Source organism: Bacillus sp. GMa5/1, from assembly GCF_050172015.1.
GTDB classification, from domain to species: domain Bacteria; phylum Bacillota; class Bacilli; order Bacillales; family Bacillaceae_G; genus Bacillus_A; species Bacillus_A cereus.
The window spans coordinates 1-26626 of sequence record NZ_JBNLYC010000059.1; the positions used below are offsets into that span (position 1 = coordinate 1).

The following is a 26626-nucleotide window of genomic DNA, read 5'->3' on the forward strand; positions in this document are numbered from 1 at the left end:
AAATAAAATAAGCCAAGACATAAAATTCTTGGCTACACATAAATCTTGTTTTTAGGCTATTTTACAGTGACAGTAGCTTGCTGCTGAACGCGCTCAAATAACCAGTGTATATCATTGTTATACATACGAATACAACCAAGTGTTGTCCATTTGCCGATTGCTTGATTATTGTTAGTTCCGTGAATCGCATAAGTTGTTCCGTAAGTTCCTGCCATATTTAATCCGAGCCAACGGTCACCAAGTGGATTACGTGGATCGCCGCCTTTAATTTTTCCTGTATAATAAGGGCGGTTTTTAATTTTATTTACGATTTGAAAAGTGCCTTTAGGTGTAGGTGTTGCAGCTTTTCCAGTAGCGACAGTAAAACTTTTTATAAATTTTCCATCCTGATAATAATCCATTTTATTTAACTGAGTGTCTACGATTAATTGATCTTTCGTTGTAGCTGCCTCTGCACTAGCGAATGGAAGAGTTAAAAATCCTAATGATAATAGTGCGCTTAATAATAATTTTTTCATTGTTATTCTCCTTTTACTATCGTAATAGTCTTACATACAATGAAGTTGTAATCCTCGTAATGCTTTATTTACATTTTCATCTAATGTTTCAAAGAATGTAGTGATTTTGCTGTTGTGTTTGTTGTTATCAATAAGTAATCTTTCATTTAATAAAAGCTCACCACGTAGTCCAAAACTTTGAACTTGAATATTTAGCTCATCTTCATTTTCAGAAATGATTGGTAAGAAATAGTGAAAAGCTTTTGTTGGAATGATGTAGCTTTTACCAATCATGCTTTCTTGATTTGAATTAATCCATTTTTTCGTGACAATTTTAATATTCTTTTTTGAAACGATAAAAGATAGTGTTGTAGATTTTGTTAAACTTACGTCAAATTCACTTGTTTCACATATTTGTAAATTAAAAACGGTTTCATTTTGATGAGATTCAACATTTGTATTAATAAAATCGTGCATTTTATATGCTTCCATTTCGTATTCACCCTTTTTTCAATTTCGAAAAACGACTTATATTTATTCAAATTAATGCTTAGTCATATATTGGTTAAATTTTTCAACAAATTCCGATATAATCTTACAATACGTATATGAAGCTAATATGAAGTTAGCATGAGTTTGTGATGGTTTTTTATTGAGAACAAAATAAGAGAGCTTTTTTAGTGCTAAAAAATGGATAAAATCTGCATGTTATTAATGCGTCTTTTCGCTATTGCGACTTGGAAAATAATTTTTACTATTTAATAAAGAACGAAAATCATTAGTGTGACCCTTACAAAAATGTAATAAAAATGTAAGCTATTGTGATAGTTATTTCGACAATTTTTTTATACAATAATAGTAAGAAGTTGTACGTGATTGAAAGGAGAGATGACATGGAATGGATTCATGAATTATTTCAGCAATACGGGTATTATGTTGTACTTGTCGGCTTGCTGTTAGAATATATTGCACTTCCGTTTCCGGGAGAGCCAACATTAGCATATGCGGGATTTTTAGCACATAAGGGTGATTTAAGTTTACCGATTTTAATCATTCTATCCTTTATTGGGACAAGTGTAGGGATGACGATTCAATACTTTTTAGGAAATAAATTAGGTATGCCTTTCATTCAAAAGTATGGGAAATACGTATTTTTAACACAAAGAAAAATTGACTTAACGAGAATGTGGTTTGATAAGTATGGGTACTTCCTAATTTTTATTGGTTTCTTTATTCCTGGTGTACGTCATTTCACAGGATACTTTGCAGGAATTATTAATTTACCATTCCGTCGTTTTGCCATTACAATTTATTCAGGCGCTCTATTTTGGGTATCATTCTTCTTAATCGGTGGTTACTGGTTAGGTGGAAACTTACATGATATCTTTGGAGTGCTAGAAGGTCATATCGGTAAAATCATTTTTGGAGTTATTGTGATTGTAGCGGTTACGTTGGGTATTCGTTTCCGTAAGCAGTTAAAACGAGTATTACTACAAAACGCAAGTTAATATGAAATCCATTCTATGTCAGAATTTAGGAAGGCAGTGCAAAAGCACTGCCTTTTTTATTTTATTTTTAAGACTATGTTTAATGCACATTTTACATTCTTTATAGGAATTTGATACAGGATAAGAAATAAGTATTTTGTCAATTATTATAGTCGTAATGACAATTATAATTGACAAATATAAGGATATTATTTACAATTTTAATTAAATAAATGAAAAAGAGGGAAGACATGAAGCTTCAAAATCGAGTGAGGGAATTGCGAGCAAAGCATCGTTTATCACAAGGGGATTTAGGGAAAGCGATTGGATCATCACGGCAAACGATTAGTTTAATTGAGCGTGGGGATTATGCACCATCTATCGTATTGTCGTTAAAAATCGCACAAATTTTCAATGTACCGGTGGAGGAAATATTTACGTTAGTAGAGGGGGAAGAGGACGATGAAGAGTAAGCGAAAAAAACAATTTGATTCTGTGGGGAAAATAGCATTAAGTATGATAGGAGGATTTTTAACGTCTTATATAGCTTTAAATTTACTCTCGGATGAACCGAGAAAATTATCATCCAATACATTTATAGGTATATGTACTATTTTTGGAATTTTAATGATGTACTATACTTGGAAGAATACACGTATGTTAGCAGAGGCACGCGATGAAGAAGAGAGCGTACAAGGCAGAAAATTAGGCATTATAAGTATATATTTACGTGTAGGTGATATAGTGACGCAGGCATGGTTTGTATATGCAGTTATTACATGTAGACGTGCACTGTTGCAGGATACAAATGTTTCATTTACGGTGTGGAATTTAGTAGCTTCTATTGTTTGTTTAACTACTGTAGTAATTATCGGACTCATAACAAAAAATCGTTATAATAAGCTATATCCTGAACAAGGTGTAACGTATATGGAATCTATGAAAATGTGGACGAAAAACGCAGATGAAGGATTAAAGCACATTGTGCATGAGGCTGGATATAAAGCATATGAATTTACGAATACAATATTGGCATATGTATGGTGGGCTGCCGTTATATATACAGCTGCTAGTAATATCGATTTTGTATTAATTGGCTTAATCTCATTTATTTGGATATTGCATCTTGGGAAGTTCATGTACGAAATGCAGAGGAAAATGATTTATTAAGGGGAGAAAAAGGTGGATATTTTAAGAAGGCCAGCTGGCTCAATGACAGTGGCGTTAATTCTGTCCATTTTATACGGAGTAATCCGAACTGGGAAATTAGAAGTAATTTTGAACCTATGGGCAATAGTTGGAATTTCATTATTAGTGTTAGCCATTCATGAGCTAGGACATGTAGTATTTGGTGTAATAGGTGGTTTAACATTTAAATTTATGACAGTAGGACCCATTACTATTCAAAAAGAAAAGGGAAAATTACGCATTCGAGCAAATAAATTATGGGCTTACTTTGGAGGCGTTGCAACACTAGTACCACCTTCTATAGAGACACCGAATCTTTCGAAAAAATGGGCGTGGCTCACTTTAGGTGGACCAATTACGAGTTTACTGTTTGGTATTACTTCCGGTTACATATACATGGTGAGTTATTATCAATATCTTTTATATTTTTCCTTTTTCCATTTTGCAATCTTTGCGGTTACAATTGTGCCGATAAAAGGAACGCTTATGAGTGATGGGATGCAATTTCTTATTTTAATTAAAGATGATGAAAGAGCTAGAAATCATTTATATGAGATTCAAATATCGAGTGAGTTATTTAGTTATAAAAGACCGAAAGATTGGGATGAAAGATTAGTAGAATTGAGTGAGGAGAAAATAAAAGAGAATAAAGGGATAAGAGAGATAATGAGTAGACTTATGCTTGTCTTTTTTGCTCGTGCAGATCAAGAGGGAATGGAAAGAGCGATACCGTATATAGAAAGAATTGTTCAACTACCTGTAACGAAAGAAAATAAGTTTTTCGTTAGTAGTTTTCATAGTTGGTATCTTTTATATAAAGCCCTTTATCAGATGGATAGTCTTTCTTTGCAAGAAGCAAAGGAACATGCAAAGGCTATTACAAAAATGGACTTAAACGGATATTATCGTACACAAGGAATTATCAAATATTTAGAGAATGATCTAGAAGCTTCCCATACTTATATGAAGAAAGCTGATAAAGAATTAAAGAGCGCCGAGAAGAGTGAGATGGGATATTTACAATTAGAAAGAGAATGGTTTGAGCAGTTGAAGGTGAGGGTATCTTACGATGGGTGAGGTATCCTCTTTTTTCTATGTCATCTTATGCCGTTCCATAAATAGCCCGGGGCGAGTAAAATGAGATAAGAAGAGCAAAGCTTGGAGGAAGTAAATATGGAAATTTTATCAATTATTTTGATAGTCTTGCTCATTTATGTTGTTTTTAAAGTGGCATATGTAGCATTAAAGATACTCGCGATCCTATTAATTATCTTTTTAATCGTAGAGTTCGGCAGTAAGTTGCTTGGGGGATAGGGTATATTGTGCGTTTCGAGTGTCGAAGGTTGTCGTTAAATCGATATCTTGTGTTGAACCGTTGATATAATGAAAAAATCGTTGATATAAGTGGAGAAATGATCGATATATTTGAAAAATCGTTGATATATTTTAGTGAATACGAAGTGGGGTATGTGGAAAAGAAGTTGCCGTTGGGTAGCTTCTTTTTATTGTAGTGGCAGGGTATAGAGCATAAATAGGTTGCCGAAAATTGCCGGTAAGTCGATATAATGAAAAAATCGCTGATATATATGGAGAATCGCTGATATAATCCGGTTGGTACTGGATGGGGTATGTGAGAAAGAAGTTGCCGTGAGGGCAACTTCTTTTTATCGTGATGCGGGGTATGCAAACCAACATAAAAAAGCTGGAAGAGTATCTTCCAGCTTAAGAGTTACTTTCAATTTGACGACCGCTATCTTCTTCAGTGTCTTGTAATAGGTTGAATACGTCTGCTAGGCAGAATGCAATGAACCAAGTCCATAGACCGTGGAAGAAAGCTGAGCTTAATTGAAGTGGTAATGTATAGTTTGTCATTGAGTAGGAAATACATCCACCAACGATTCCGATCATTGTTAATAACATTGTTTTTTGAGCATTTTCTTCTGGATTGAAGAGGAAGTAAATGTATCCGCCTAAAATTGAAGCGCTTACAAGCGTTTCGATTCCATTAAAGATGATATTCTCTCCAAGCTGAGTGTTTGTCCAGAAGCAGATTGTTCCGCCGATAATAGCAAACAGGACAGCTATTGTATATCGTATATATTGATTCATATGTTCATCTCCCTATGTAATAAGATGATTTGGAAGTCAAAAAGGTAGGTATAGTATATTGAAGTGAGTTTTAATTGTACGTATCTTTTTATAAAAAGATCATTGAAGAGTAACTAAGATGATCGGTTGTTTAAACCGTTACGTGTATGGTGTCTGAAATATACCCGACTGCTCGTTTCTTTTTGCTTGTAAAATAAGAGAAACTTCCAAGTCTATATACTCTTTTTTTGTGAGTCTGCTTTCATTATAACACATTTAGGGACATAATAATAGAATTATCTGATTTTGTAATAAGTGTAAAAAATAAAAAGCGTAAGGAAATACCATTAACGGTGCAGTTTAGTGGAAGAAGGATTTTAATTTATTATGATGAAATATGTAATCAAGGTGAGATCTAAGAATGAGGCTTAAATACTATAAAAAATGTTTTATAGCATGAATGTAAGGGAGGAGAGCTAACTTGGAGTTCACAACAGAAAGATTAATAATTAGACCTTTTAAGAGTACTGATTTACAGGATGTATTTGCTATTTATAATAGTGCTGATACATGTAAGTTCCTATTACATAATAAGTGGACTCATGAAGACATGCAGAAAAGATTTAATAAGAAGCTAGCAAATAATGTACTTACTAAAGAAACAATATTAAGTTTGGCAGTTATATACAAAACTAAAGTAGTTGGTGATTTATCAGTATGGTACACAAATATGAAAGACACTGTTGAGATTGGTTATAGTTTTTCAAATGAAGTAGCTGGGAGAGGTTTGGCAACAGAAGCAGTAAGTAGTTTGGTATTGAAATTATTTAATGAATGTAATGTACATCGTATACAGGCTAATCTTGATGCACGTAATACAGCTTCACAAAAATTGTGTGAACGAATAGGCATGAGAAAGGAAGCCCATTTCATACAAGATTTTTGGAATAAAGATGAATGGACAGATAGTATTGTATATGGAATGCTATCCTCCGATTTGTAGTAATAAACTTAGTGATTTTATTATGCTAAAAGGTACGTTAGTTGAATAACAAAGGGCATAACATATTATATATGACTAATATGTTATGCCCTTTAATTTGTTAACCTGTTTTATATGCGTTTGAAACGGCCGACAATTTCAACTGTTTCAGTAATGTTCATAAATGCTTTGTTATCCACTTGACGGATAATACGTTTCATTTCGCCTAACTCATAGCGAGTCACGACAGTGTAAATCATTTTTTTCTTATGGTTTGTATAGCCGCCGACAGCGTCTACCATTGTCACCCCGCGTATGCCGTGATGTAGTAGTGCGCTTTTTATTTCCTCGCCTTTTTCTGTAATAGTCATTATCGTTAATTTAATATGTTTCGTATGCACAGCGTCGATAACTTTGCTGACTACAAATCGACTAATTAACGTATAAAGTGTAATATCCCATCCGAAAATAAAACCTGCTGCTACAAGTAAGATTAAGTTGAATACAAATATGATTGCTCCAATTGAAACATCTCGATATTTCGCTACAATCAATCCGACAACATCAAAACCACCTGTTGAAGAAGCAAATCGGAATATAATTCCTGAAGCTGCTCCGCAGATAACACCACCGAATACAGAAGAAAGTAAAATATCGTCTGAAACTTGGTGTACCGGGATAATGTTCATCGCTAACGATGATACAGCTACAAAGTACGCTGTTAAAAAGGTTGTCTTCTTTCCTAAGTAAAAGTGACTTAAAATAAGAAGAGGAATGTTTAGTAAAAAGATAAGTGCACCGATATTGTAGTGCATTAAATAACCGATAATCATCCCTACACCAGCGAATCCACCGCTAATCATATTATGCGGGATAAAAAACATATTCATAGAAATTGCATACAAAATAGAAGCTATAAAAATAACAACCAACTGTATCATAAATTCTAAGTGAAATGTTTTAGCTGCTGGGAAGGATAAAAAGGCGGTGTCGGGAACGTAATCGGCGTCTCCTAGTTGACCCATAGTATGTTTCATCTCCATATTCATTTTTGATTACAAGAAGAGAATAAAGGTTTTTTCAAAAACTGGCAATAGTTTTATTATAATGCAAAAATTTTATAAATTTCTAATAAATCAAGCCTATTCATTGATGTGTGTGAATATGCTAAAGAAAGCGAATACAACGTTTCTTAATTATTGTTTTCTTGAGAAAATATGCAAAATACTTTTTTTGAAAATAAAAGGAAATAGAGAATATTTGCCCGATGTGCTAAAATGACCTTATTAAGGATGTGAAGCGATGGAATTTTTATTGCAGGATGCAATTCTATATATATCGTTTGTAACGACAGCACTTTGCTTATTAGAAGTTTTCTTCCTTGCTAATGTTTCTCGCTTTGTGCGTCAACAAGCATCAAGCGGTAGACAAAGAGCTTTTACGTTAGTTGATACATGTGAAGATAGTGCGGGAAATATACCGCTATTTTCAATTTTTTATAAATATGGAATGATTCGTTCCGTACGCAGACAAGAATCAAGTGAAGAGAATGATGAGGTTGGTCCGTATACACCAATGTTTCGCTAAATAATTACGAAACATTGGAGGAATGAACATGTTAAAATCATACCGAGCTGCGCTCATTAGTTTATCAGTAGTACTTGTTTTTGTTTTATCTGGCTGCAGTAATGCAGGCACAATTGATTCACATAGTACGGGGATATGGAACCATTATTTCGTATATCCAATCTCGTATATGATTCAATTTGTTGCTCATCATATACCGGGAGCTAGCTTCGGGGTTGCTATCATTATTATGACGCTCGTTATTCGTTCAGCCATGATTCCATTAGCTGTTTCGCAATATCGCAGCCAAGCGAAAATGAAGAAAATGCAACCTGAATTGCAGAAGCTAAAGAAAAAATACGGTGATGTAAGCAAAGACCTTGAAAAACAAAAGCAGTATCAAAAAGAAATGTCAGAACTAATGAAATCAGGCGGTTGGAATCCACTTGCTGGTTGCTGGCCAATTTTTATACAAATGCCGATTTTCTCTGCTTTGTATTATGCGATTAGCAGAACGGAAGAGATTCGCACATCTTCGTTTTTATGGGTGAACCTAGGACATGCAGATCCATATCATATATTACCGATTATTGCAGCGTTAACGACATTTATTCAGATGAAAGTTTTCCAATCGAATATTACACCTGGAGAACAAGTGCAGATGCTAAAGATGCAGCAAATTATGATGCCAGCAATGATTCTATTTATGGGGTTTGCGGCGCCATCAGGACTTGTGTTGTACTGGATAACAGGTAACTTATTTACAATGACACAAACAATTGTATTAAGAAAAATAATGGAACGTGAAGAGTTACAATTACAAAAAGCATAGAGAAACACCGCTCATTACGAGCGGTGTTTTTTATTTGAATCGTTAAGGAAATTTTAAGAAACCAATATTACTATTGGCGTTGTATACGAAAGTGTACATGCTTTAGAAATATGAAGGAGGAAATTTCCTATGAAGAAGAAAACAGTTGGTTATTTAGCGATTGCAGGTGCTTTATCATTCGGAATCATTGGAGGAGTCGGTGTTCCGGCATTCGCGGCAACAAATACTCCAAAAGCTGAGCAAGCGACAAAAACAGCGAAAAAAGATTTAGATGACGCTACAAAACAAAAAGTAAAAACGATTATGGACGATACAAAGAAACAGTTACAGGAACTAGGTGTAAAGCTTCCGGAGAAAGAGAAGCGTAAAGACATGTTTGCAGGATTAGATGAACAGGCGAAAGAAAAAGCGAAGTCAATTTTAGAGCAAGAGAAATCCGGAAAACTAACACGTGAACAAGCAAAAGAGGAATTAACAAAGTTAGGCGTAAAAATGCCGGAGAAAGGTAAGCGTGGAGACATGTTTGCTAACTTAGATGAACAGGCGAAAGAGAAAGCGAAGTCGATTTTAGAGCAAAAGAAATCTGGAAAATTAACGCATGAGCAAGCAAAAGAGGAATTAACAAAGCTAGGCGTGAAAATGCCGGAGAAAGGTAAACATGGAGACATGTTTGCTAACTTAGATGAACAGGCGAAAGAGAAAGCGAAGTCGATTTTAGAGCAAAAGAAATCTGGAAAATTAACGCATGAGCAAGCAAAAGAAGAATTAACAAAATTAGGTGTGAAAATTCCAGAGAAAGAGAAGCATGAAGACATCTTTGCAGGATTAGATGAAGCAACAAAAACAAAAGCAAAAGCGATTTTAGACAATGAAAAGAAACAATTAGAGGCATTGAATGTTGATTTACCGCACCATAAGTTTTTTATGAAAAAAGATGAGAAATAATTGAATGAAGTCGTATCTTTCGTGTGGGCAACCGAAAGGTACAGGTGTGAGGGGGCTTTCTTTTGAAAGACCTCCTTTTATTGTTGGCGTTTTTTGTTGGTAAATCGATATATTTGAAAAATCGCTGATATAATTTTTACAGCTACACTGCTCCAAAGATACGAGGGAATTAGAGAAATATTACAGCTTCTGTTATAATATAAGAAGATAAATATTTCCTATGTTATATAAAAAATATATTGATTTTTTCTAACAATTCAATATAATGAACAATAACTACAAAATTCGACATCAAGAAGTGATGATGAGGACACGATCAATTTTTTACGATTCTCAGAGAGGGAAGCCTTTGGCTGTGAGCTTCCTAATACGGAAAAATAGATTACCACCTCTGAACTGCAGCAGTGAACGAGCATCTAGTAATTGCTTGCCGGCAAAAACCGTTATTTAGACTTGAGAAATTGGTGAAGTGTATTACTTTACGAATTGAAACAAGGGTGGAACCACGAATACAACACTCGTCCCTTTTTTAGGGAGGAGTGTTTTTTTATTTCATTTTTGCATCACACTAGGATTGGAAGGAGGATACGCAGCATGCATCATGATGAGAAGAACAAAATTGGTTTAACAGTAGCACTTTCTATCGTAGTAGGAACGATTATTGGATCTGGTGTGTTTATGAAACCAGGGAGCGTATTAGATTACTCGGGGAGTTCTAATATGGCCATTCTTGCTTGGGTAATTGGTGGTCTGTTGACGCTAGCAAGTGGTTTAACAGTAGCTGAAATTGGAGCGCAAATCCCGAAAAATGGTGGGTTGTATACGTATTTAGAGGAGATTTACGGAAGTTTTTGGGGATATTTATCAGGTTGGATGCAAACAATTGTTTATGGACCTGCTATTATCGGAACATTAGGTTTATACTTTAGTTCTTTAATGATTAATTTTTTCTATTTAGATAAAGTGTGGAATTTACCAATCGCAATTGGAACGGTTGTGTTCCTTGGCGTTGTAAATAGTATGGGAACAAAATACGGAGGTATCGTTCAAACAATCACGACAATTGGGAAGATGATTCCGATTGTGTTAATTGTTGTGCTAGGTTTCTGGAAAGGGAATAGCGATATTTTTAACGTAGTTGTACCGATATCGGAAAATCAAAGTATCGGTATGGCAATTTTAGCAACGTTATTTGCTTATGACGGCTGGATTTTACTTGCTTCGATTGGTGGAGAAATGAAGAATCCAACAAAGTTATTACCTAAAGCAATGACAGTAGGGATTTTAATCGTAACGGCTGCTTACGTATTAATTAACTTGGCGTTATTAAATGTATTACCAGCAGCGAAAATTGTAGACCTTGGAGAAAATGCAACAGCGACAGCTGCAGGCATGTTACTTGGAGAATATGGCGGAAAAATTATTAGTATCGGTATTATCGTTTCTATTTTCGGCTGTTTAAATGGAAAGATTTTAACGTTCCCACGTATCCCAATGTCTATGGCAGAGCGTGGACAACTTCCATTTTCTAAGTTTATTGCAAAGGAAAGTCCGAGATTTAAAACACCAGCAAATGCGATTACTGTTGAAATCATTTTAGGAATTATTTTAATGATTATTAGTGATCCAAATAAGCTATCTGAGATTTCCGTATTCATTATTTATATTTTCTATGTAATGACGTTTATTGGTGTCTTCATTTTAAGAAAACGTAATAAGAATAAAGAGCGTGCATATAGTGTACCGTTATTCCCAATCGTACCAATCGTAGCGATTTTAGGTTCGTTATTTGTAATTGGTAGTGCAATTATTAACGATCCAGTAAGTTGTTTCTTATCGATTGGAATTGTATTTACGGGACTGCCGGTGTATTGGTACTTGAATAAGAAGAAAGAAACAGAATGATAAAAAGGTAGGCGTATTATACGCCTACCTTTTTTACTGTAAAAAAATTGTACTTGCTTCCACTTTCTATTTTGGTTACTATGATGGTAGTAACCAAAATAGAAAGCGTGGGGAAAGACTTGAATTTTCGTGTTTATATTTTAGCTATCGCGGCTTTTGTAGTCGGAACGGTTGAGCTAATTATAGGAGGAACGCTCGATTTAGTTGCCAATGATTTAGGAGTATCTATTAGCGCAGCTGGTCAGCTTATAACAATATTTTCGGTAGTATTTGCTTTGTCAGGTCCAGTTTTATTAGCTTTGACAGGGAAGTTTGAAAGAAAAACATTGTATGTTGGAGCATTATCGATTTTCTTAATCGGAAATATTATTTCGGCATGTAGTGTGAATTACGGAATGCTGATGTTCTCAAGGGTTATTTGTGCGGCGAGTGGTTCATTAATTATTGCACTATCGGTAACACTTGCTTCTAGTGTAGTAGAACCGCATTTTCGTGCGCGTGCAATTGGAATCATTTTTATGGGAATTAGTGGATCACTTGTACTTGGAGTACCGCTTGGTCTTGTACTCGGAAATGCATATGGATGGCGTGCACCATTTGTATTAATTTCGGTATTAACAGTTATGGCAATTGCTTGTATTTCATTATTCTTAACGAAAGTACCACCGACATCGGTATTATCAATAAAAGAACAACTTGCTACTTTAAAAGATAAAAAAATTGTAAGTGCACAGTTAACATCATTTTTGTTTTTAACAGGGCATTTAACATTGTATGCATATTTAACACCGTTTTTAAAAGATGTCATGCATGTTGAAGCAAACTGGATTAGTGTGTTTTACTTTATTTTCGGAATCGCAGCAGTAATTGGTGGCGGCTTTGGTGGCTGGCTTGCTGATAAATGGGGATCGAAGAAAAGTATTATTTCTATCATTATCGTATTTGCGTGTGCAATCTTCATACTGCCATTAATGACATTCTCATTCCCGCTCTTCATCATTATGATGGGACTTTGGAGTATGCTGAGCTGGGCAATTTCACCAGCGCAACAAAACTATTTAATTGAAATTGCACCAGAATCAGCTGGTATTCAGCAAAGTTTAAATAACTCTGCCCTTCATTTAGGGATTGCGCTCGGTTCAACAGTAGGCGGAGTTGTTATTGAAAAATCATCTGTTATATATAACGCTTGGGTAGGCGGTGGCTTTATTATATTAGCTCTGCTTTGTGCGATTTTCTCGATTACAAGAGGACGTTCTACTCAGTTTGCAAAAGAAGAATCTATCGTTTGATAGGTTCTTTTTTTTTGTAAAAAATTGCAGGTTTTAGTAGATGTATGGAGAACGTTGTATATAGCGAGGTGATGGATATGTATACGAATTTTTCAATTATTGGTCTTCTAATTTCAATGCTCCCTTTGTTTCTTATTATTTTTGCACTTAGATGGGTTCGTTTCATCTATCAAAATTCAGAGAAACAAGTGGAGCAAAATGAGAAAATCATTGAGCTGTTGATGGAGATAAAGGAACAAAACGAAAAGGAGTCTAAGTGAAAAACTAGACTCCTTTTTATTATTTAATTAGTATCTTAATTTCATTAACAAACTCTTAATTTCCTCATCTTCCATAAAGAGGTCATGGTGTTTCTGGGTAATCTTTGCAAGTGCAACGTCATGATAGAAAAATTCTGTAAAGAACTTTACAAATGGTTGTGACATTGTTTTCATTGCTTGCCATGACTCTTGTTCTACGCCAGCAAATAAAATTTCACGATCGTCAACGATGAGTAGCAAGTAACGCTCTAATGCATTAGGTTCTTCAGCTGGGATTAGAAAATGCATGTTTTCTAAGTTTGTTTCTACTTCTCCAACAATAAGGGATTCAATTTGAACACCTTGTTTTGCTTTTTGTTCTAGTAAAGGAAGATATTCTAAAAGAGTATCATTCCAAGCTGAAATGCGGATTGATTCTTTTGCACTTTCAATGAGTTCTTTACTTTGAACTCGAATAGAAGATTGCATCTTTAAGCTCCACACACGGTCATCTGTAAATGATTTTTTTGATATATTTGTTTCCAGTTCTTTAATATTTGATTGGAATTCTGTCGTTAATTTTTCAATTGCTAGCTTTAGTGGTAATGCTGTATACAGTTTTTTCTTTTCTGAAACAGAATCCATTACCATTCCTTTATCGATTAGGCGTGCTAGCACTTCATATATTTTTGCTTTTGGAACACCTGAATGCTTCACAATCGTTGTAGCATCTAATGGTTCATTGCTTGATACGACAACTTCATAAGCTTGGCTTTCATATTGTGAGAAACCGAATTTTTGTAACATAGTTCCCTCCGAACGAATGAGATTATATTTTAAGGATAATGAACTATTTGTTTTTGCACAAGTGGTAGTCCGTTTTCTAATTGTATTAAGGTGAGAATTAATTTCAATTTTTTAATTTTATCTATTATACTTAATATAATGATTAATAAGATTTTAATTTAATGCGAAGGGGATGCTGGGGGGAAGATGTTAAGAAGTTTACGTTTAAAAATTGCGGTAGTGTTTTCAGTTCTTATTTCTATGATGTTCGTAATATTGGGTACAGCTGTGTATCAATTACAGAAAGAAAAGGAAGTGCGTTCCTTAGACGAATATTCTCAAAATGCGATGGATCTTGTGACAGAGCAACTTACGACATTTGTTCAAAGAACGGATGAAGATATGGGGTATTACGCGAACAGTGAGATGATTCGTAATATGCTTCAAGGTGGGGTTACTCCAGAAGAGGAAGCGTTTTTAACGAAAGAGTTTGCAGAGTATAAAAAGAATCATCCTGGTATTTTAGATTTATATATTGGTACGAAAGATAAAAAAACATTAAGTGCCAATCTTGCTGAAGGTGGGCAAGTGCCAGAAGGATACGATCCAACGACAAGACCATGGTATAAAGATTCAGAGGCTGATGTAAAAAAGGTCCACTGGGGACAACCTTCTTATGAAATTGCAACAGGAAAGTTAAGTGTAGGTGTTTCTAAAGCAATTACAGCTCAAGATGGATCTGTATTAGGCGTTGTTGCGATGGATGTATCGCTTGGGACGATTCAGAAGTTGCTTCACAATATTCAATACAATAATGACGGAGAAATGTTTATTATAAATGATAAAAATATGGCTCTTGTTTATCCAGAAAAGATAGGAAAAGATGTTTCTAAAGAGCCACTTATAAAGAGCTTAAATAAAGAGGTAACAAAATATGCGGTCAGTACAATAAAAGGTGAAGATGTAGTTGTTTACAGTCAATCATTTGATACGATGAAATGGACGATAGGAATCTTTTATCCGAAAGAAACGATCGATGGGCTATTAAATAGTACGAGAAATACAGTTATTATAATGGCATGTATTAGTTTATTAGTTGGAATCGTAGCTTCCTACTTGTTCTCAAGAAGATTAGCAAGACCACTGCAACTATTAAAGAATCACGTACAAAAAGTAGCAGAAGGCGATTTAACGCTGCGAATGAAAGTGACAAGTAAAGATGAAGTTGGAGAGTTGACTAAGCACTTTAATGATATGGTTGAACAAATGAATGAAATGGTAAGTAAAATTAAAAACAGCGTATCAACGGTGCAACAATCAACGAATAGTTTACATTACTTAACGAATGAAACAGTAGCGGCTAGTAGAGAAGTTTCAGGAGCAATGGATGATGTGAGTGGAGGAGCCTCTACTCTTGCGAATGGTGTGGATGAAGTTTCAGCTCAGCTCGAGAATATGGCGGAGTCAGTGGAACAAATGAATAGCTCCGTTGGTGAAATAAAAGGAGTGGCTGGCAAAGCGGAAGAGGCATCTAAGCAAGGATTAAATACAATGAGGAATTTAATCCGTACGAGGGGACAATCATCTTCGATTGTTGTTCATACAGAAGAAGCATCGGATAAGTTAGAACAAAGAGTTGGATCGATTCAAAATGTTGTTGAGCTTATAAAAGGCATTTCGGATCAAACAAATTTACTTGCTTTAAATGCATCGATTGAAGCTGCCCGTGCAGGTGAGCAAGGTAAGGGATTTGCGGTTGTTGCTGAAGAGGTTCGGAAATTAGCGGAACAATCAAAAGAGGCAACCGGAGAGATTACAACGATGATTGGTGATGTACAATTAGAAGTAAAAAGGGTTGTAGAAGTTGTAAGTAAATTGAAAGACATTGCAGATGTGCAAAATAAAGTGACGACAGAGGCGGAAATGGAGTTCCGCACAATTATGTCAGTCGTAAATACGATTAGTACTTCAGTTGAAAAAATTGTAGAAGAGGTACATAACATAGGTTACGAGCAAGGGGAAATTACAGCGGTAATGCATACAATTGCTGGTACGAGTCAAGAAAGTGCAGCTGTTTCTGAAGAGGTACATGCTGCAACGGAATCACAGGTGAATCATTTAGAAAAGGTAGCTCACACGATGGAAAGTTTGACAGAACATATGAGAGATTTAGAAAGATTAGTCGAGCAGTTTAAAGTGGAAGAGTAACATATTAGTAAAATGATGAGGATTTCGGTAAAATAGACAATGGATATATAAGAAACGATTATAGGAGGAAGACTACTATGGCAATTGTTGATGTATCGATTATTCCAGTAGGAACAGGTAATCCAAGTGTTAGTGAATATGTAGCAGAAGTACAAAAGGTGCTAGAGAAAAATGCGGATCGCGTGAAGTATCAATTAACACCGATGAATACAATTATTGAAGGAGATCTTCCTGTCATTCTAGAAGTAATTCAACAAATGCATGAAGTTCCATATACGAAAGGTGCGCAGCGCGTTGCAACAACAATTCGTATTGATGATCGTCGTGATAAAGTAAGCACAATGGAGAAAAAATTAAACTCTGTTCGATCAAAATTATAAAGAAAAGCAGCGATTTTCGCTGCTTTTTTCATATAGGAGGTAAATAAGATGAGTGAAAAGTTTAACGAACAATTTGACGGGTTGTTAGAGAAATACACGGAACTGTTACTTGGAGAGAGCAATGAAGAGAGAAAAGAACAGGTACAGAAGTGGGCACTTTATTCTTACATAGCGAAGACGATGCCAGCTTTAGTGAAGCATTGGAATGAGACGTATCCCGATGCGAAAGAAGAGATGGTGCAGTTAATTACGGATATTAAAAGGCTGAATGAAGAGAAGCGAAATGAGCAATAAAAAAACTTGAGGGAAATATAATCGTAAGTTTTCTGTATTAATATCCTTATATAATTTACATGGAATATTAAGGGTTTTATAGGCATGTCGAATATTTTCGACATGCCTATTTTATGCCTATTAAACTCCATTTTTCTAAATGTCGAAAAATATTTCAGGTATATTTATAAGCAGAAATATAGGTTTTTAAATGTTTTTATAGTATTTTATAAATTATCTAAATAATTATTTGTATCCAATAATTTTAAACAATGATATAATTTTGAAGAGGGGTAAAAAACAGATAAATTACAGTCATAGGGGTGAATTACATGGAACAATTAATGCGAAATTCGTTTCTTTTCTTGTCAAAAAATAAAGCGCTAACAAAACTGGCTAAAAAGTACGGTTTACGCTTTGGTGCAGGTCGCTTTGTCGCAGGGGAGACAATTGAATTAGCGACAGCAGCTATTAAACAATTGAACAAGCAAGGACTTTGTGTAACAATCGATTATTTAGGGGAATTCGTTGATAATGAAGCGGAAGCAAATGAAATGGCTAACCAATCGATTGAAGCAATCCGTGCAATTGGAAGAGAAGGTCTTGATTCGCAGCTTTCTTTAAAGATGACTTCTATGGGATTAGATATCTCTGATGAAATCGTAATGAACAATATGCGCCGTATTTTAGAAGCGGCGAAAGAAAATGGTGTGTTCGTTACCATTGATATGGAAGACTATACACGCTGTGGTAAAACAATTGATATCTTTAAACAATTAAAATCTGAATACGATAATATTGGTACTGTTATTCAAGCTTACCTATATCGTACAGAAAAAGATATTGAAGATTTAAATGCTTATAATCCTAATTTACGTCTTGTAAAAGGTGCTTATAAAGAACCTGAAGAAGTGGCATTCCCAGACAAGAAAGATGTAGATGACAATTATAAAAAAATTATTAAAATGCACTTATTAAATGGAAATTATACTGCAATTGCTTCACATGACGAAGCGATTATTGAATATACAAAAAAACTTGCTGAAGAACACAACATTCCAAGGGATCAATTTGAATTCCAAATGTTATATGGTATTCGTAATGAGCGTCAACTTGAGCTAGTAAAAGAAGGCTACAAAATGCGTGTTTACGTACCTTATGGAAACGACTGGTATGGATATTTCATGCGTCGTCTAGCAGAGCGTCCAGCAAACGTTGCGTTCGTATTAAAAGGTATGGTTAAAAAATAACCAAGGAGAAAATACTCCTTGGTTATTTTAATTGCTGAAATGCATAATGTGCCATTTTCTTCGTATCAGGATACAGTTGCTTGCGGGTAGAAGATAATACAACATTAATGACACGTTTACCGTCTTTTTCATCCACTGTTACGACTGTATATTTGCCAAGTGCTGATAGACCGCTTTTACTTCCAATCGCATATGGATCGTCATATAGTTCTTCTCGTCCGTAGTTTGCGATGTTTGGAGAGCGTTCTGAAGTATGTAGAGTTGTACGCGTTGAATTCATATATTCTAAAACAACTGGATACTTTAATGCTTCTTTCGTAATAATAGCAATGTCATATGGTGATACTTTATTCCCAATTGCATCAGCACCACTTGCGTTTTTGAAAGTCGCATGCTTTGTACCAAGTTCCTTCGCTCTAGCATTCATCATTTTCACAAATTCATTTTTTGATCCTGCAATATGTTCTGCAATTGATTCAGCTATTGGATCTGCACTAATGATAAGCATAAGTTTTAATGCCTCATCACGCTTTAATTTTTCTCCAGCACGAAGTTTAATTTTCTTGCTTTGACTTTCTGTTTTAATTGCGTTTTCTGTAACCGTAATTTCTTCATCTTCTTTTACATTCTCTAGTAAAAGAAGGGTTGTCATCATTTTGGCTATACTAGCCGGATAAGAGCGTTCGTCTTCGCGTTTCCCATACAAAATTTCACCTGTGTTTGCATCGATTGTAACCCCATATTGCCCAGTAATGTTGGGTTGATCAGCTCTTACAGCTTGTTGTCTTTGTGCATAAGAGAAGAAAATCATCCCTGTAAATAGTGTGGCAATCATTACAATCATAACTATTGTTCGTTTCATTATAATTCCCTCATTTGTTACAAATAAATTGGGCAGAAAAAGCAGCCATTAATCATTATGCCACGTTCTCTGCCCAAAAATATAGCGTTATTTTTCGCCCATATTATGCTTTTTATATTGTTGGTTATTACCTTGACGTCCTTTTTCCACGCCGTGGTTATGCGGACCTGCGTTTCCAGTTACACTAGCTGCACTAATTCCAGCCTTTGAAGGGTTCTTCTTAAGTTTTGCCATATATATTCCTCCAGTTTCGTCAGATTATAAAAAGGGAAAGTGTATTTTAGTGAAGAAAATACATATATAGCATGGCCAAATGAAAGAAAAATATTTATTTCAGAAAATTTTATCAATAAATATATTGCGAAAATTTAAACAGTATCATATATTTATTAGTAGAGGCTCACTCATTGATTGCGACTTATGTCGAAAAATTGAATGAGCATTCATTCAAGAATAGGGGGAGAATTGGATGTTCCAAATTAAAAAGGCTGCTGTTCTAGGTTCAGGCGTAATGGGTTCGGGAATTGCGGCACACTTAGCTAATATTGGTATTCCGACATTATTGCTTGATATTGTACCACCTGCGCTTACGAAAGAAGAAGAAGCGAAGGGACTTACATTAGAACATAAAAGTGTGAGAAATCGTTTTAGTAATACGGCTGTGCAAAAACTATTAAAGCAAAAACCAGCTCCTCTGACAGTGAAAGGAAATCTAGCACTGATTGAAGCAGGTAACTTAGAAGATGATCTTGAGCGTCTAGCTGATGTAGATTGGATTATTGAAGTAGTAGTTGAAAACTTAGATATTAAAAAGAAATTATTTGAAAAAGTAGACGCTGTTCGTAAACCGGGCTCAATTGTAAGCTCGAATACGTCAGGCATTTCAGTTGAAAAAATGGCAGAAGGTCGTTCAGACGACTTCCAGAAACACTTCTTAGGCACACACTTTTTTAACCCACCACGATATTTAAAACTTCTAGAGGTAATACCGACGAAAGAAACAGATCCACAAGTATTAAGCTTCATGAAACTATTTGGCGAAGACGTTCTTGGAAAAGGCGTTGTTATCGCAAAAGATACACCAAACTTTATTGGAAACCGCATCGGTACGTATGGTTTACTTGTTACTCTTCAAGAGATGGTAAAACGCGGCTATAGCATTGGGGAAGTTGATTCTGTAACAGGCCCACTTATTGGTCGTCCGAAGAGCGCAACGTTCCGCACATTAGATGTTGTCGGTTTAGATACATTCGTACACGTTGCAAATAACGTATATGAAAATGTGCAAGAAGAAGAGCGTGATGTATTTAAAGTACCAGCTTTCATGCATGACATGCTTGAGAAAAAATGGCTTGGAAGTAAAACGGGGCAAGGCTTCTTCTTAAAACAAGGAAAAGAAATTTTAGAATTAAATCCTGAAACGATGGAATACGAAGCGCGTAAAAAATTAAAAGCTGCATCCGTAGAGTTAAGTAAACAAGAAAAAGGATTAGCGAATAAATTGAAAGCGCTTGTATACGCGAAAGACCGTGCAGGAGAGTTATTATGGAACATCATTACACCAACTCTTTTATACTCTGCAAAACTTCATAAAGAAATTGCTGACGATATCGTTGCAATTGACCAAGCGATGAAGTGGGGCTTCGGCTGGGAGCAAGGGCCATTTGAAGTGTGGGATGCAATCGGCGTTGAAAAATCTGTTCAAAAGATGGAAGAAAACGGCGTAGTTGTTCCTACTTGGGTGAAAGAAATGTTAGAGAAAGGTTTCACTACTTTCTATAAACATGATAACGGCGATAGCTACTATTACGATAATGGCGAATATAAGCTAATCGAGCGTAATAAAAAAGCAATTTCTCTTAAGCAATTAAAAGCAAAAAATGGTGTCTTAAAGAAAAATAGCGGAGCGAGCTTAATTGATTTAGGCGACGGCATCCTTTGCTTAGAGTTCCATTCGAAGAGCAATGCAATCGGTATGGATATTACGCAAATGATTAACTACGCTGTTGATGAAGTAGAAAAGAATTATAAAGGTCTTGTTATCGGTAACCAATCGAAGAACTTCTGCGTTGGTGCGAACCTAGCAATGATCTTAATGGAAGCACAAGACGACAACTACTTTGAAATTGAGTGGGTTGTGAAAAACTTCCAAGATGCAATGACGAAAATTAAGTACTCTTCTAAGCCAGTTGTAGCAGCACCATATGGTATGACGCTTGGCGGAGGTACAGAAGTTTGCTTACCAGCAGCGAGCATTCAAGCTTCTAGTGAAACGTATATGGGCTTAGTAGAAGTTGGTGTTGGCTTAATCCCTGGCGGAGGCGGTAATAAAGAGCTATACATTAAACACTTAAACAAAATGGCAAACGGTGTAGAGTTTGATCTGCAAAAAGTTGCAAATAAAGTGTTCGAAACAGTCGCAATGGCGAAAGTTTCAACTTCAGGACAAGAAGCAGTTTCTCATAACTTCTTAGGTGATAAAGATGGTATTAGTGTGAATGGTGATCACTTACTATACGATGCGAAACAGAAAGCACTTGCTTTATATGAAGCTGGTTATAAAGCGCCGATCCGTAAAAAGATACCAGTTGTTGGGGAAACAGGATATGCAACTCTTGCACTTGGTGCGGAAGCAATGCATTTATCTGGTTACATTTCAGAGTACGATCTTCACATTGCTAAGAAACTTGCATATGTCATTGCGGGCGGAAAAGTGCCGTACGGAACAGAGGTTGATGAGCAATATTTATTAGATGTAGAACGTGAAGCATTTATTAGCTTAGTAAGTGAGATGAAATCACAAGCAAGAATGCAGCACATGCTTGTAAAAGGAAAGCCATTACGTAACTAATAACGAGGGGAGATATCGTTCATGAGAGAAGCTGTCATTGTTGCGGGAGCAAGAACACCAATTGGAAAAGCAAAGAGGGGTTCATTAAAAACAGTTCGTCCTGACGATCTAGGGGCGTTAGTAGTAAAGGAAACGTTAAAGCGTGCGAATTATGAAGGACCAATCGATGATTTAATTTTCGGTTGTGCGATGCCAGAAGCAGAGCAAGGTTTAAATATGGCTCGTAATATCGGCGGATTAGCAGGACTTTCTTACGATGTTCCAGCTATTACGATTAACCGTTACTGTTCTTCAGGTTTACAAAGTATCGCTTACGGAGCTGAGCGTATTATGCTTGGTCACTCTGAAGCTGTATTATCAGGCGGAGCAGAATCAATGAGTTTAGTTCCAATGATGGGACACGTTGTTCGTCCGAATAGTCGCCTTGTAGAAGCGGCTCCAGAATATTATATGGGTATGGGACATACAGCAGAGCAAGTTGCTGTGAAATATGGAATTTCTCGTGAAGAGCAAGATGCATTTGCAGTAAGAAGTCATCAACGTGCTGCGAAAGCATTAGCTGCAGGAAACTTTGCTGATGAAACAGTATCTGTAGATGTGACGTTACGCTCGGTTGGATCAAACAATAAACTTCAAGAAGAAACGATCACTTTCGCACAAGACGAAGGTGTAAGAGCAGAGACGACACTAGACATTTTAGGAAAATTACGTCCAGCATTTAACGTTCGCGGTTCTGTAACGGCTGGTAACTCTTCACAAATGAGTGATGGTGCAGCATCTGTATTATTAATGGATCGCGAAAAAGCAGTGAGCGATGGCATGAAGCCACTTGCGAAATTCCGTTCATTTGCAGTAGCTGGCGTACCACCAGAAGTAATGGGAATCGGCCCAATCGCTGCAATTCCAAAAGCGTTAAAACTAGCTGGCTTAGAGTTATCTGATATTGGCTTATTCGAACTAAATGAAGCATTTGCTTCTCAATCGATCCAAGTTATTCGTGAACTTGGTTTAGATGAAGAAAAAGTAAACGTAAACGGTGGTGCAATCGCACTTGGACATCCACTTGGCTGTACAGGAGCAAAACTAACACTATCTCTTATTCACGAAATGAAACGCCGCAACGAACAATTCGGTATCGTAACAATGTGTATCGGCGGCGGAATGGGAGCAGCGGGAGTATTTGAATTACTTTAAAAAGTGCAGGTGGCTCGTTTAGAACAGGAGGGCGTTGGAAGCCTTGACGAAGAGGCGCTTTTTGCCTCACAGGAAGGGGTGAAACGACCGACTGTTTTAGTCACTGGAACTTGATTATGAAAAAAGTGGAAGCGGCTTGTTCAGAATGTGAGGGGGATGGAGCTTCAGACGTAGAGGCGCTCTTTGCCTCGTAGGAAGAAGCGAAGCCACCGAACATTCTAGCCGCTGGAACTGGATTATAAAAAAAAATGGAAGCAACAAAGGTTTATAAAAAAAGGGAGAGCCAGCTTCTTTCAAAAAGAGAGAAGCGGCTCATGAAAATATGAAGGAGGAAATTTTCATGGAAAAAACAGTAGGAAATGCGGTTAAAGGCGGTAGCTTTTTAGTAGATGAGATTACGATTGATCAAGTGTTTACGCCAGAAGATTTTTCATCTGAGCATAAAATGATTGCTAAAACGACAGAGGACTTTATCGTAAATGAAGTTCTTCCAGAGCTTGAATATTTAGAGCAACATGAGTTTGATCGTTCAGTTCGTCTTTTAAAAGAAGCTGGAGAACTTGGTTTATTAGGCGCTGACGTACCAGAAGAGTACGGCGGAATTGGTCTTGATAAAGTAAGCTCAGCGTTAATCGCAGAGAAATTCTCTCGCGCTGGTGGTTTTGCAATTACTCACGGTGCTCACGTAGGTATCGGATCTTTACCAATCGTATTATTCGGTAACGAAGAGCAAAAGAAAAAGTATTTACCATTACTTGCAACTGGTGAAAAATTAGCTGCATACGCATTAACAGAGCCAGGTTCAGGATCTGACGCATTAGGCGCAAAAACAACTGCACGTTTAAATGCAGAAGGTACACATTATGTATTAAACGGTGAAAAACAGTGGATTACAAACTCTGCATTCGCTGACGTATTCGTTGTATATGCAAAAATCGATGGAGAGCACTTCTCAGCATTTATCGTAGAGAAAGACTACGCTGGCGTATCTACAAGCCCAGAAGAAAAGAAAATGGGTATTAAATGTTCTTCAACTCGTACGTTAATTTTAGAAGATGCGTTAGTACCGAAAGAAAACTTACTTGGTGAAATCGGTAAAGGTCATATTATCGCATTCAACATTTTAAATATCGGTCGTTATAAATTAGGTGTTGGTACAGTTGGATCTGCGAAACGTGCAGTAGAAATTTCAGCACAATATGCAAACCAACGTCAACAGTTCAAACAACCAATCGCTCGCTTCCCATTAATTCAAGAGAAACTTGCGAATATGGCAGCGAAAACATATGCAGCTGAAAGCTCTGTATATCGTACAGTAGGTTTATTCGAAAGCCGCATGAGCACATTATCTGAAGAAGAAGTAAAAGATGGTAAAGCAGTAGCAGCTTCTATCGCTGAATATGCAATCGAGTGCTCTTTAAACAAAGTATTCGGTTCTGAAGTATTAGACTATACAGTAGATGAAGGTGTTCAAATTCACGGTGGTTACGGATTTATGGCAGAATACGAGATTGAAAGAATGTACCGTGATTCTCGTATTAACCGTATTTTCGAAGGAACGAACGAAATTAACCGCCTAATCGTACCAGGTACGTTCTTACGTAAAGCGATGAAAGGTGAATTACCACTTCTTCAAAAAGCACAAAAATTACAAGAAGAGTTAATGATGATGATGCCAGAAGAAGTGGGCGATGAGCCATTGGCACTTCAAAAATATTTAGTAACTAATGCGAAAAAAATCGGCTTAATGGTAGCTGGATTAGCGGCTCAAAAATACGGTAAAGCATTAGATAAAGAGCAAGAAATTCTTGTGAATATCGCTGACATCGTAAGTAATCTATACGCAATGGAATCAGCTGTTCTTCGTACAGAAAAAGCAATCAAAACAACTGGTCTTGAAAAGAATAAACAAAAAGTGTTATACACTGAAGTATTCTGCCAAGAAGCATTCAACGAAATCGAAGCAGATGCGAAAGAAACACTTATCGCAGTTGAAAATGGCGACATGCTGCGCATGATGTTATCATCATTACGTAAATTAACTCGTCACACACCACTTAACGTAATTCCGAAGAAACGTGAAATCGCTGCGAAAATTTTAGAAGATGAGCGTTACACAGTTTAATATCTTTAAAGAACAGTAGTCGTTTATACGGCTACTGTTCTTTTTTTTGAAAAAAAGAAATTTTTTAGTGACACAAAACTAATACCATTAGTATAATAAAACTAATGGTATTAGTTTTCGTGAAAAGGGAGATGGGACTATGAGGATGATACATGAAAAAACGTTATATCAATTGTCATTTTTGCCAAGAGCGTTTCCTGTAAATTGTTACTTTGTAGAGGAAGAAGATGGTTTAACTTTAATTGATGCGGCTTTGCCATATAGCGCAAAAGGTATTTTACAGGCGGCTGAGAAAATAGGAAAACCAATTACTAAAATTGTATTAACACATGCGCATGATGATCACATCGGTGCATTAGACGCATTAAAGGAAGTACTTCCTCATGTTCCAGTATATATTTCTAAGCGGGACGCAAAGCTGTTAGAAGGAGATACGACGTTACAAAAGGATGAACCGAATATACCGATAAAAGGCGGTGTACCTAAAAAAGTAAAAACGGTACCTGATGTTTTATTAGAAGATGGGGACCGAGTTGGATCGCTTCTTGCAATTATGACACCGGGACATACACCAGGATCCATGTCGTTTCTTGATGTACGGAATAAAGCTCTTATTGTTGGGGATGCATTCCAAACAAGAGGAGGTATGGCTGTTTCGGGACAAATGAAATTTTGGTTTCCGTTTCCTGCGATGGCAACGTGGAGCAAAGAAATATCATTACAAAGTGCAGAGAAGTTAAGCGAATATGAGCCTTCCTTACTTGCGGCAGGGCATGGGGAAATGATAAAGAATCCAGGGACTGTCATAGAGCTTGCTATTAAGGAAGCGAAACGGAATATAGAAAGTAAGAAAGAGGGTTAATTTATGTCACCGAGAATCGGACTTACATTACAGAAAATTGTAGAAACAGCTGCAGAAATTGCAGATACAAATGGAATACAAGAAGTAACGTTAGCTTCATTAGCGCAAAGGTTAGGGATACGTTCGCCCTCACTATATAATCATGTAAAAGGGTTACAAGATGTACGGAAAAATCTTGGTATTTACGGAATCAAACAGCTGTATAACAAACTGGAAGAAGCGGCCGAGGATAAACGTATGGATGAAGCAATTCATGCATTAGGAGAAGCGTATGTAGCATTTGTCCGAAAACATCCTGGACTATATGAAGCAACTTTTTTACGAGATGAAGAAGTAAGAAAAGCAGGTGACGGAATTGTAAAGCTTTGTCTTCAAGTATTACAACAGTATGGCTTAGAAGGAGAGAATGCACTTCATGCGACACGCGGATTCAGAAGTATTTGTCATGGATTTGCTTCGATTGAACAGCAAGGCGGATTTGGTTTGCCGTTAGATCTAGATATAAGTTTACATGTATTATTGGAAACGTTTATTAAAGGGTTACGTGAATAAGAAGCAAAGCAAACAAAAACCTTAGAAGTGATTCTAAGGTTTTTTAGTGCATATGATTCGAAAAGAATGGTAGGCTTTTTCTTATGAAATGATATTATTTTGCAGGTTTGAAAAATGTATATATCGCTAAGAAAAAGCAAACGAAACTGAATACGATGGGGTCTTGATAGGGACTAGGCTCAGAGCCCTTCTGGATTCCTGTAAGGAAGTCATGTGTTTTCATGTTCATTGCTCCTTTAACTAATAAGTTTTATATGATGCG

At 36.2% G+C, this 26626-nt stretch carries 28 protein-coding genes and 1 other annotated feature; of the genes, 21 read left to right on the forward strand and 7 right to left on the reverse strand.

Annotated elements, in window-relative coordinates:
- Positions 1–56 precede the first annotated feature (56 nt).
- Together ACQGSG_RS15350 and ACQGSG_RS15355 are read right to left on the reverse strand one after the other, a co-directional pair.
- Entirely contained in the window at positions 57–518 is a 462-nt protein-coding gene (locus ACQGSG_RS15350) for a L,D-transpeptidase (protein ID WP_000735058.1), read from the reverse strand.
- A 30-nt stretch (positions 519–548) separates the two neighbouring features.
- On the reverse strand, positions 549–989 hold the full coding sequence (locus ACQGSG_RS15355; protein WP_000388768.1) for a DUF3978 family protein: 441 nt from the start codon (positions 987–989) through the stop codon (positions 549–551).
- 401 nt (positions 990–1390) lie between these two features.
- Here ACQGSG_RS15355 and ACQGSG_RS15360 point away from each other — a divergent pair, with 401 nt between their 5' ends.
- The 5 genes from ACQGSG_RS15360 to ACQGSG_RS15380 all read left to right on the forward strand — a co-directional run bounded on the left by ACQGSG_RS15360 (position 1391) and on the right by ACQGSG_RS15380 (position 4486).
- Positions 1391–2005: a DedA family protein gene (locus ACQGSG_RS15360; protein ID WP_000454754.1), complete on the forward strand. Its 615-nt coding sequence runs from the start codon at positions 1391–1393 to the stop codon at positions 2003–2005.
- Positions 2006–2235: 230 nt separating this feature from the next.
- Positions 2236–2457 (forward strand): helix-turn-helix transcriptional regulator, encoded by a 222-nt coding sequence (locus tag ACQGSG_RS15365; RefSeq protein ID WP_000776168.1) that lies wholly within the window; start codon positions 2236–2238, stop codon positions 2455–2457.
- Positions 2447–3154: a DUF3169 family protein gene (locus tag ACQGSG_RS15370; RefSeq protein WP_325842567.1), complete on the forward strand. Its 708-nt coding sequence runs from the start codon at positions 2447–2449 to the stop codon at positions 3152–3154. Before ACQGSG_RS15365 ends, ACQGSG_RS15370 begins: the two co-directional genes overlap by 11 nt.
- Before the next feature lie 42 nt (positions 3155–3196).
- Entirely contained in the window at positions 3197–4249 is a 1053-nt protein-coding gene (locus ACQGSG_RS15375) for a site-2 protease family protein (protein WP_114159723.1), read from the forward strand.
- A gap of 96 nt (positions 4250–4345) precedes the next feature.
- Positions 4346–4486, forward strand: a complete 141-nt coding sequence (locus ACQGSG_RS15380; protein ID WP_000404758.1) for a DUF3985 family protein — start codon at positions 4346–4348, stop codon at positions 4484–4486.
- 408 nt (positions 4487–4894) lie between these two features.
- Here ACQGSG_RS15380 and ACQGSG_RS15385 read toward each other — a convergent pair whose 3' ends face one another.
- On the reverse strand, positions 4895–5281 hold the full coding sequence (locus ACQGSG_RS15385; RefSeq protein ID WP_001077776.1) for a DUF3938 domain-containing protein: 387 nt from the start codon (positions 5279–5281) through the stop codon (positions 4895–4897).
- Between the two features lie 460 nt (positions 5282–5741).
- Here ACQGSG_RS15385 and ACQGSG_RS15390 point away from each other — a divergent pair, with 460 nt between their 5' ends.
- On the forward strand, positions 5742–6263 hold the full coding sequence (locus ACQGSG_RS15390) for a GNAT family N-acetyltransferase (protein WP_098204733.1): 522 nt from the start codon (positions 5742–5744) through the stop codon (positions 6261–6263).
- 110 nt (positions 6264–6373) lie between these two features.
- On the opposite strand, the gene ACQGSG_RS15395 is transcribed toward ACQGSG_RS15390, so the two are convergent.
- Positions 6374–7267: a YitT family protein gene (locus ACQGSG_RS15395; RefSeq protein WP_000530044.1), complete on the reverse strand. Its 894-nt coding sequence runs from the start codon at positions 7265–7267 to the stop codon at positions 6374–6376.
- 277 nt (positions 7268–7544) lie between these two features.
- Between ACQGSG_RS15395 and ACQGSG_RS15400 the strand changes: the two genes are divergently transcribed.
- The 6 genes from ACQGSG_RS15400 (at position 7545) to ACQGSG_RS15425 (ending at position 13042) form a co-directional block, all read left to right on the forward strand.
- Positions 7545–7829: a hypothetical protein gene (locus ACQGSG_RS15400; RefSeq protein WP_000394933.1), complete on the forward strand. Its 285-nt coding sequence runs from the start codon at positions 7545–7547 to the stop codon at positions 7827–7829.
- A gap of 28 nt (positions 7830–7857) precedes the next feature.
- Positions 7858–8640 (forward strand): membrane protein insertase YidC, encoded by a 783-nt coding sequence (locus tag ACQGSG_RS15405; protein WP_000920519.1) that lies wholly within the window; start codon positions 7858–7860, stop codon positions 8638–8640.
- 129 nt (positions 8641–8769) lie between these two features.
- Positions 8770–9585 (forward strand): hypothetical protein, encoded by an 816-nt coding sequence (locus tag ACQGSG_RS15410; RefSeq protein ID WP_325842568.1) that lies wholly within the window; start codon positions 8770–8772, stop codon positions 9583–9585.
- Between the two features lie 292 nt (positions 9586–9877).
- Positions 9878–10114, forward strand: a binding site (T-box leader).
- A 65-nt stretch (positions 10115–10179) separates the two neighbouring features.
- Positions 10180–11490 carry an APC family permease gene (locus ACQGSG_RS15415; RefSeq protein WP_000546312.1) on the forward strand — a complete coding sequence of 437 codons (1311 nt, stop codon included), beginning with the start codon at positions 10180–10182 and terminating at the stop codon, positions 11488–11490.
- 80 nt (positions 11491–11570) lie between these two features.
- Positions 11571–12782: an MFS transporter gene (locus ACQGSG_RS15420; RefSeq protein WP_229186645.1), complete on the forward strand. Its 1212-nt coding sequence runs from the start codon at positions 11571–11573 to the stop codon at positions 12780–12782.
- 77 nt (positions 12783–12859) lie between these two features.
- Positions 12860–13042: a hypothetical protein gene (locus tag ACQGSG_RS15425; RefSeq protein ID WP_000288471.1), complete on the forward strand. Its 183-nt coding sequence runs from the start codon at positions 12860–12862 to the stop codon at positions 13040–13042.
- A gap of 27 nt (positions 13043–13069) precedes the next feature.
- Here the strand turns inward: ACQGSG_RS15425 and ACQGSG_RS15430 are convergent, their stop codons facing one another.
- Complete coding sequence (locus ACQGSG_RS15430) at positions 13070–13828, reverse strand: TrmB family transcriptional regulator (protein ID WP_000939480.1); 759 nt, start codon at positions 13826–13828, stop codon at positions 13070–13072.
- A 186-nt stretch (positions 13829–14014) separates the two neighbouring features.
- Here ACQGSG_RS15430 and ACQGSG_RS15435 point away from each other — a divergent pair, with 186 nt between their 5' ends.
- From ACQGSG_RS15435 to ACQGSG_RS15450, 4 genes are all read left to right on the forward strand, one after another.
- Positions 14015–16015, forward strand: a complete 2001-nt coding sequence (locus ACQGSG_RS15435; RefSeq protein WP_098587334.1) for a methyl-accepting chemotaxis protein — start codon at positions 14015–14017, stop codon at positions 16013–16015.
- 77 nt (positions 16016–16092) lie between these two features.
- Positions 16093–16395 carry an MTH1187 family thiamine-binding protein gene (locus ACQGSG_RS15440; protein ID WP_001018860.1) on the forward strand — a complete coding sequence of 101 codons (303 nt, stop codon included), beginning with the start codon at positions 16093–16095 and terminating at the stop codon, positions 16393–16395.
- 48 nt (positions 16396–16443) lie between these two features.
- Entirely contained in the window at positions 16444–16689 is a 246-nt protein-coding gene (locus ACQGSG_RS15445; protein ID WP_001290594.1) for a YusU family protein, read from the forward strand.
- A 311-nt stretch (positions 16690–17000) separates the two neighbouring features.
- Positions 17001–17918 carry a proline dehydrogenase family protein gene (locus ACQGSG_RS15450; RefSeq protein ID WP_000436772.1) on the forward strand — a complete coding sequence of 306 codons (918 nt, stop codon included), beginning with the start codon at positions 17001–17003 and terminating at the stop codon, positions 17916–17918.
- A 22-nt stretch (positions 17919–17940) separates the two neighbouring features.
- Here the strand turns inward: ACQGSG_RS15450 and ACQGSG_RS15455 are convergent, their stop codons facing one another.
- Positions 17941–18780, reverse strand: coding sequence for a D-alanyl-D-alanine carboxypeptidase family protein (locus tag ACQGSG_RS15455; RefSeq protein ID WP_000831466.1), 840 nt, complete (start codon positions 18778–18780; stop codon positions 17941–17943).
- Between the two features lie 87 nt (positions 18781–18867).
- Entirely contained in the window at positions 18868–19014 is a 147-nt protein-coding gene (locus tag ACQGSG_RS15460; RefSeq protein WP_001096344.1) for a YuzL family protein, read from the reverse strand.
- Between the two features lie 235 nt (positions 19015–19249).
- Between ACQGSG_RS15460 and ACQGSG_RS15465 the strand changes: the two genes are divergently transcribed.
- The 5 genes from ACQGSG_RS15465 to ACQGSG_RS15485 all read left to right on the forward strand — a co-directional run bounded on the left by ACQGSG_RS15465 (position 19250) and on the right by ACQGSG_RS15485 (position 26364).
- Positions 19250–21631 (forward strand): 3-hydroxyacyl-CoA dehydrogenase/enoyl-CoA hydratase family protein, encoded by a 2382-nt coding sequence (locus ACQGSG_RS15465; protein ID WP_000486378.1) that lies wholly within the window; start codon positions 19250–19252, stop codon positions 21629–21631.
- Positions 21632–21652: 21 nt separating this feature from the next.
- A complete protein-coding gene (locus ACQGSG_RS15470) occupies positions 21653–22825 on the forward strand; it encodes an acetyl-CoA C-acetyltransferase (protein ID WP_001206333.1) in 1173 nt (390 codons plus the stop codon).
- Positions 22826–23165: 340 nt separating this feature from the next.
- Positions 23166–24950: an acyl-CoA dehydrogenase family protein gene (locus ACQGSG_RS15475; protein ID WP_000416291.1), complete on the forward strand. Its 1785-nt coding sequence runs from the start codon at positions 23166–23168 to the stop codon at positions 24948–24950.
- Positions 24951–25089: 139 nt separating this feature from the next.
- Entirely contained in the window at positions 25090–25812 is a 723-nt protein-coding gene (locus tag ACQGSG_RS15480) for an MBL fold metallo-hydrolase (protein ID WP_001242324.1), read from the forward strand.
- 3 nt (positions 25813–25815) lie between these two features.
- Positions 25816–26364: a TetR/AcrR family transcriptional regulator gene (locus ACQGSG_RS15485; RefSeq protein ID WP_098592018.1), complete on the forward strand. Its 549-nt coding sequence runs from the start codon at positions 25816–25818 to the stop codon at positions 26362–26364.
- Positions 26365–26626 lie beyond the last annotated feature (262 nt).

Coding starts and splice junctions, on each gene's coding strand:
- ACQGSG_RS15350 (WP_000735058.1), bottom strand. CDS start 518: ATGAAAAAATTATTATTAAGCGCACTATTATCATTAGGATTTTTAACT.
- ACQGSG_RS15435 (WP_098587334.1), top strand. CDS start 14,015: ATGTTAAGAAGTTTACGTTTAAAAATTGCGGTAGTGTTTTCAGTTCTT.
- ACQGSG_RS15475 (WP_000416291.1), top strand. CDS start 23,166: ATGGAAAAAACAGTAGGAAATGCGGTTAAAGGCGGTAGCTTTTTAGTA.
- ACQGSG_RS15425 (WP_000288471.1), top strand. CDS start 12,860: ATGTATACGAATTTTTCAATTATTGGTCTTCTAATTTCAATGCTCCCT.
- ACQGSG_RS15365 (WP_000776168.1), top strand. CDS start 2,236: ATGAAGCTTCAAAATCGAGTGAGGGAATTGCGAGCAAAGCATCGTTTA.
- ACQGSG_RS15485 (WP_098592018.1), top strand. CDS start 25,816: ATGTCACCGAGAATCGGACTTACATTACAGAAAATTGTAGAAACAGCT.
- ACQGSG_RS15445 (WP_001290594.1), top strand. CDS start 16,444: ATGAGTGAAAAGTTTAACGAACAATTTGACGGGTTGTTAGAGAAATAC.
- ACQGSG_RS15375 (WP_114159723.1), top strand. CDS start 3,197: ATGACAGTGGCGTTAATTCTGTCCATTTTATACGGAGTAATCCGAACT.
- ACQGSG_RS15450 (WP_000436772.1), top strand. CDS start 17,001: ATGGAACAATTAATGCGAAATTCGTTTCTTTTCTTGTCAAAAAATAAA.
- ACQGSG_RS15360 (WP_000454754.1), top strand. CDS start 1,391: ATGGAATGGATTCATGAATTATTTCAGCAATACGGGTATTATGTTGTA.
- ACQGSG_RS15355 (WP_000388768.1), bottom strand. CDS start 989: ATGGAAGCATATAAAATGCACGATTTTATTAATACAAATGTTGAATCT.
- ACQGSG_RS15440 (WP_001018860.1), top strand. CDS start 16,093: ATGGCAATTGTTGATGTATCGATTATTCCAGTAGGAACAGGTAATCCA.
- ACQGSG_RS15455 (WP_000831466.1), bottom strand. CDS start 18,780: ATGAAACGAACAATAGTTATGATTGTAATGATTGCCACACTATTTACA.
- ACQGSG_RS15410 (WP_325842568.1), top strand. CDS start 8,770: ATGAAGAAGAAAACAGTTGGTTATTTAGCGATTGCAGGTGCTTTATCA.
- ACQGSG_RS15420 (WP_229186645.1), top strand. CDS start 11,571: ATGATGGTAGTAACCAAAATAGAAAGCGTGGGGAAAGACTTGAATTTT.
- ACQGSG_RS15430 (WP_000939480.1), bottom strand. CDS start 13,828: ATGTTACAAAAATTCGGTTTCTCACAATATGAAAGCCAAGCTTATGAA.
- ACQGSG_RS15395 (WP_000530044.1), bottom strand. CDS start 7,267: ATGGGTCAACTAGGAGACGCCGATTACGTTCCCGACACCGCCTTTTTA.
- ACQGSG_RS15370 (WP_325842567.1), top strand. CDS start 2,447: ATGAAGAGTAAGCGAAAAAAACAATTTGATTCTGTGGGGAAAATAGCA.
- ACQGSG_RS15385 (WP_001077776.1), bottom strand. CDS start 5,281: ATGAATCAATATATACGATATACAATAGCTGTCCTGTTTGCTATTATC.
- ACQGSG_RS15415 (WP_000546312.1), top strand. CDS start 10,180: ATGCATCATGATGAGAAGAACAAAATTGGTTTAACAGTAGCACTTTCT.
- ACQGSG_RS15405 (WP_000920519.1), top strand. CDS start 7,858: ATGTTAAAATCATACCGAGCTGCGCTCATTAGTTTATCAGTAGTACTT.
- ACQGSG_RS15470 (WP_001206333.1), top strand. CDS start 21,653: ATGAGAGAAGCTGTCATTGTTGCGGGAGCAAGAACACCAATTGGAAAA.
- ACQGSG_RS15400 (WP_000394933.1), top strand. CDS start 7,545: ATGGAATTTTTATTGCAGGATGCAATTCTATATATATCGTTTGTAACG.
- ACQGSG_RS15460 (WP_001096344.1), bottom strand. CDS start 19,014: ATGGCAAAACTTAAGAAGAACCCTTCAAAGGCTGGAATTAGTGCAGCT.
- ACQGSG_RS15380 (WP_000404758.1), top strand. CDS start 4,346: ATGGAAATTTTATCAATTATTTTGATAGTCTTGCTCATTTATGTTGTT.
- ACQGSG_RS15480 (WP_001242324.1), top strand. CDS start 25,090: ATGAGGATGATACATGAAAAAACGTTATATCAATTGTCATTTTTGCCA.
- ACQGSG_RS15465 (WP_000486378.1), top strand. CDS start 19,250: ATGTTCCAAATTAAAAAGGCTGCTGTTCTAGGTTCAGGCGTAATGGGT.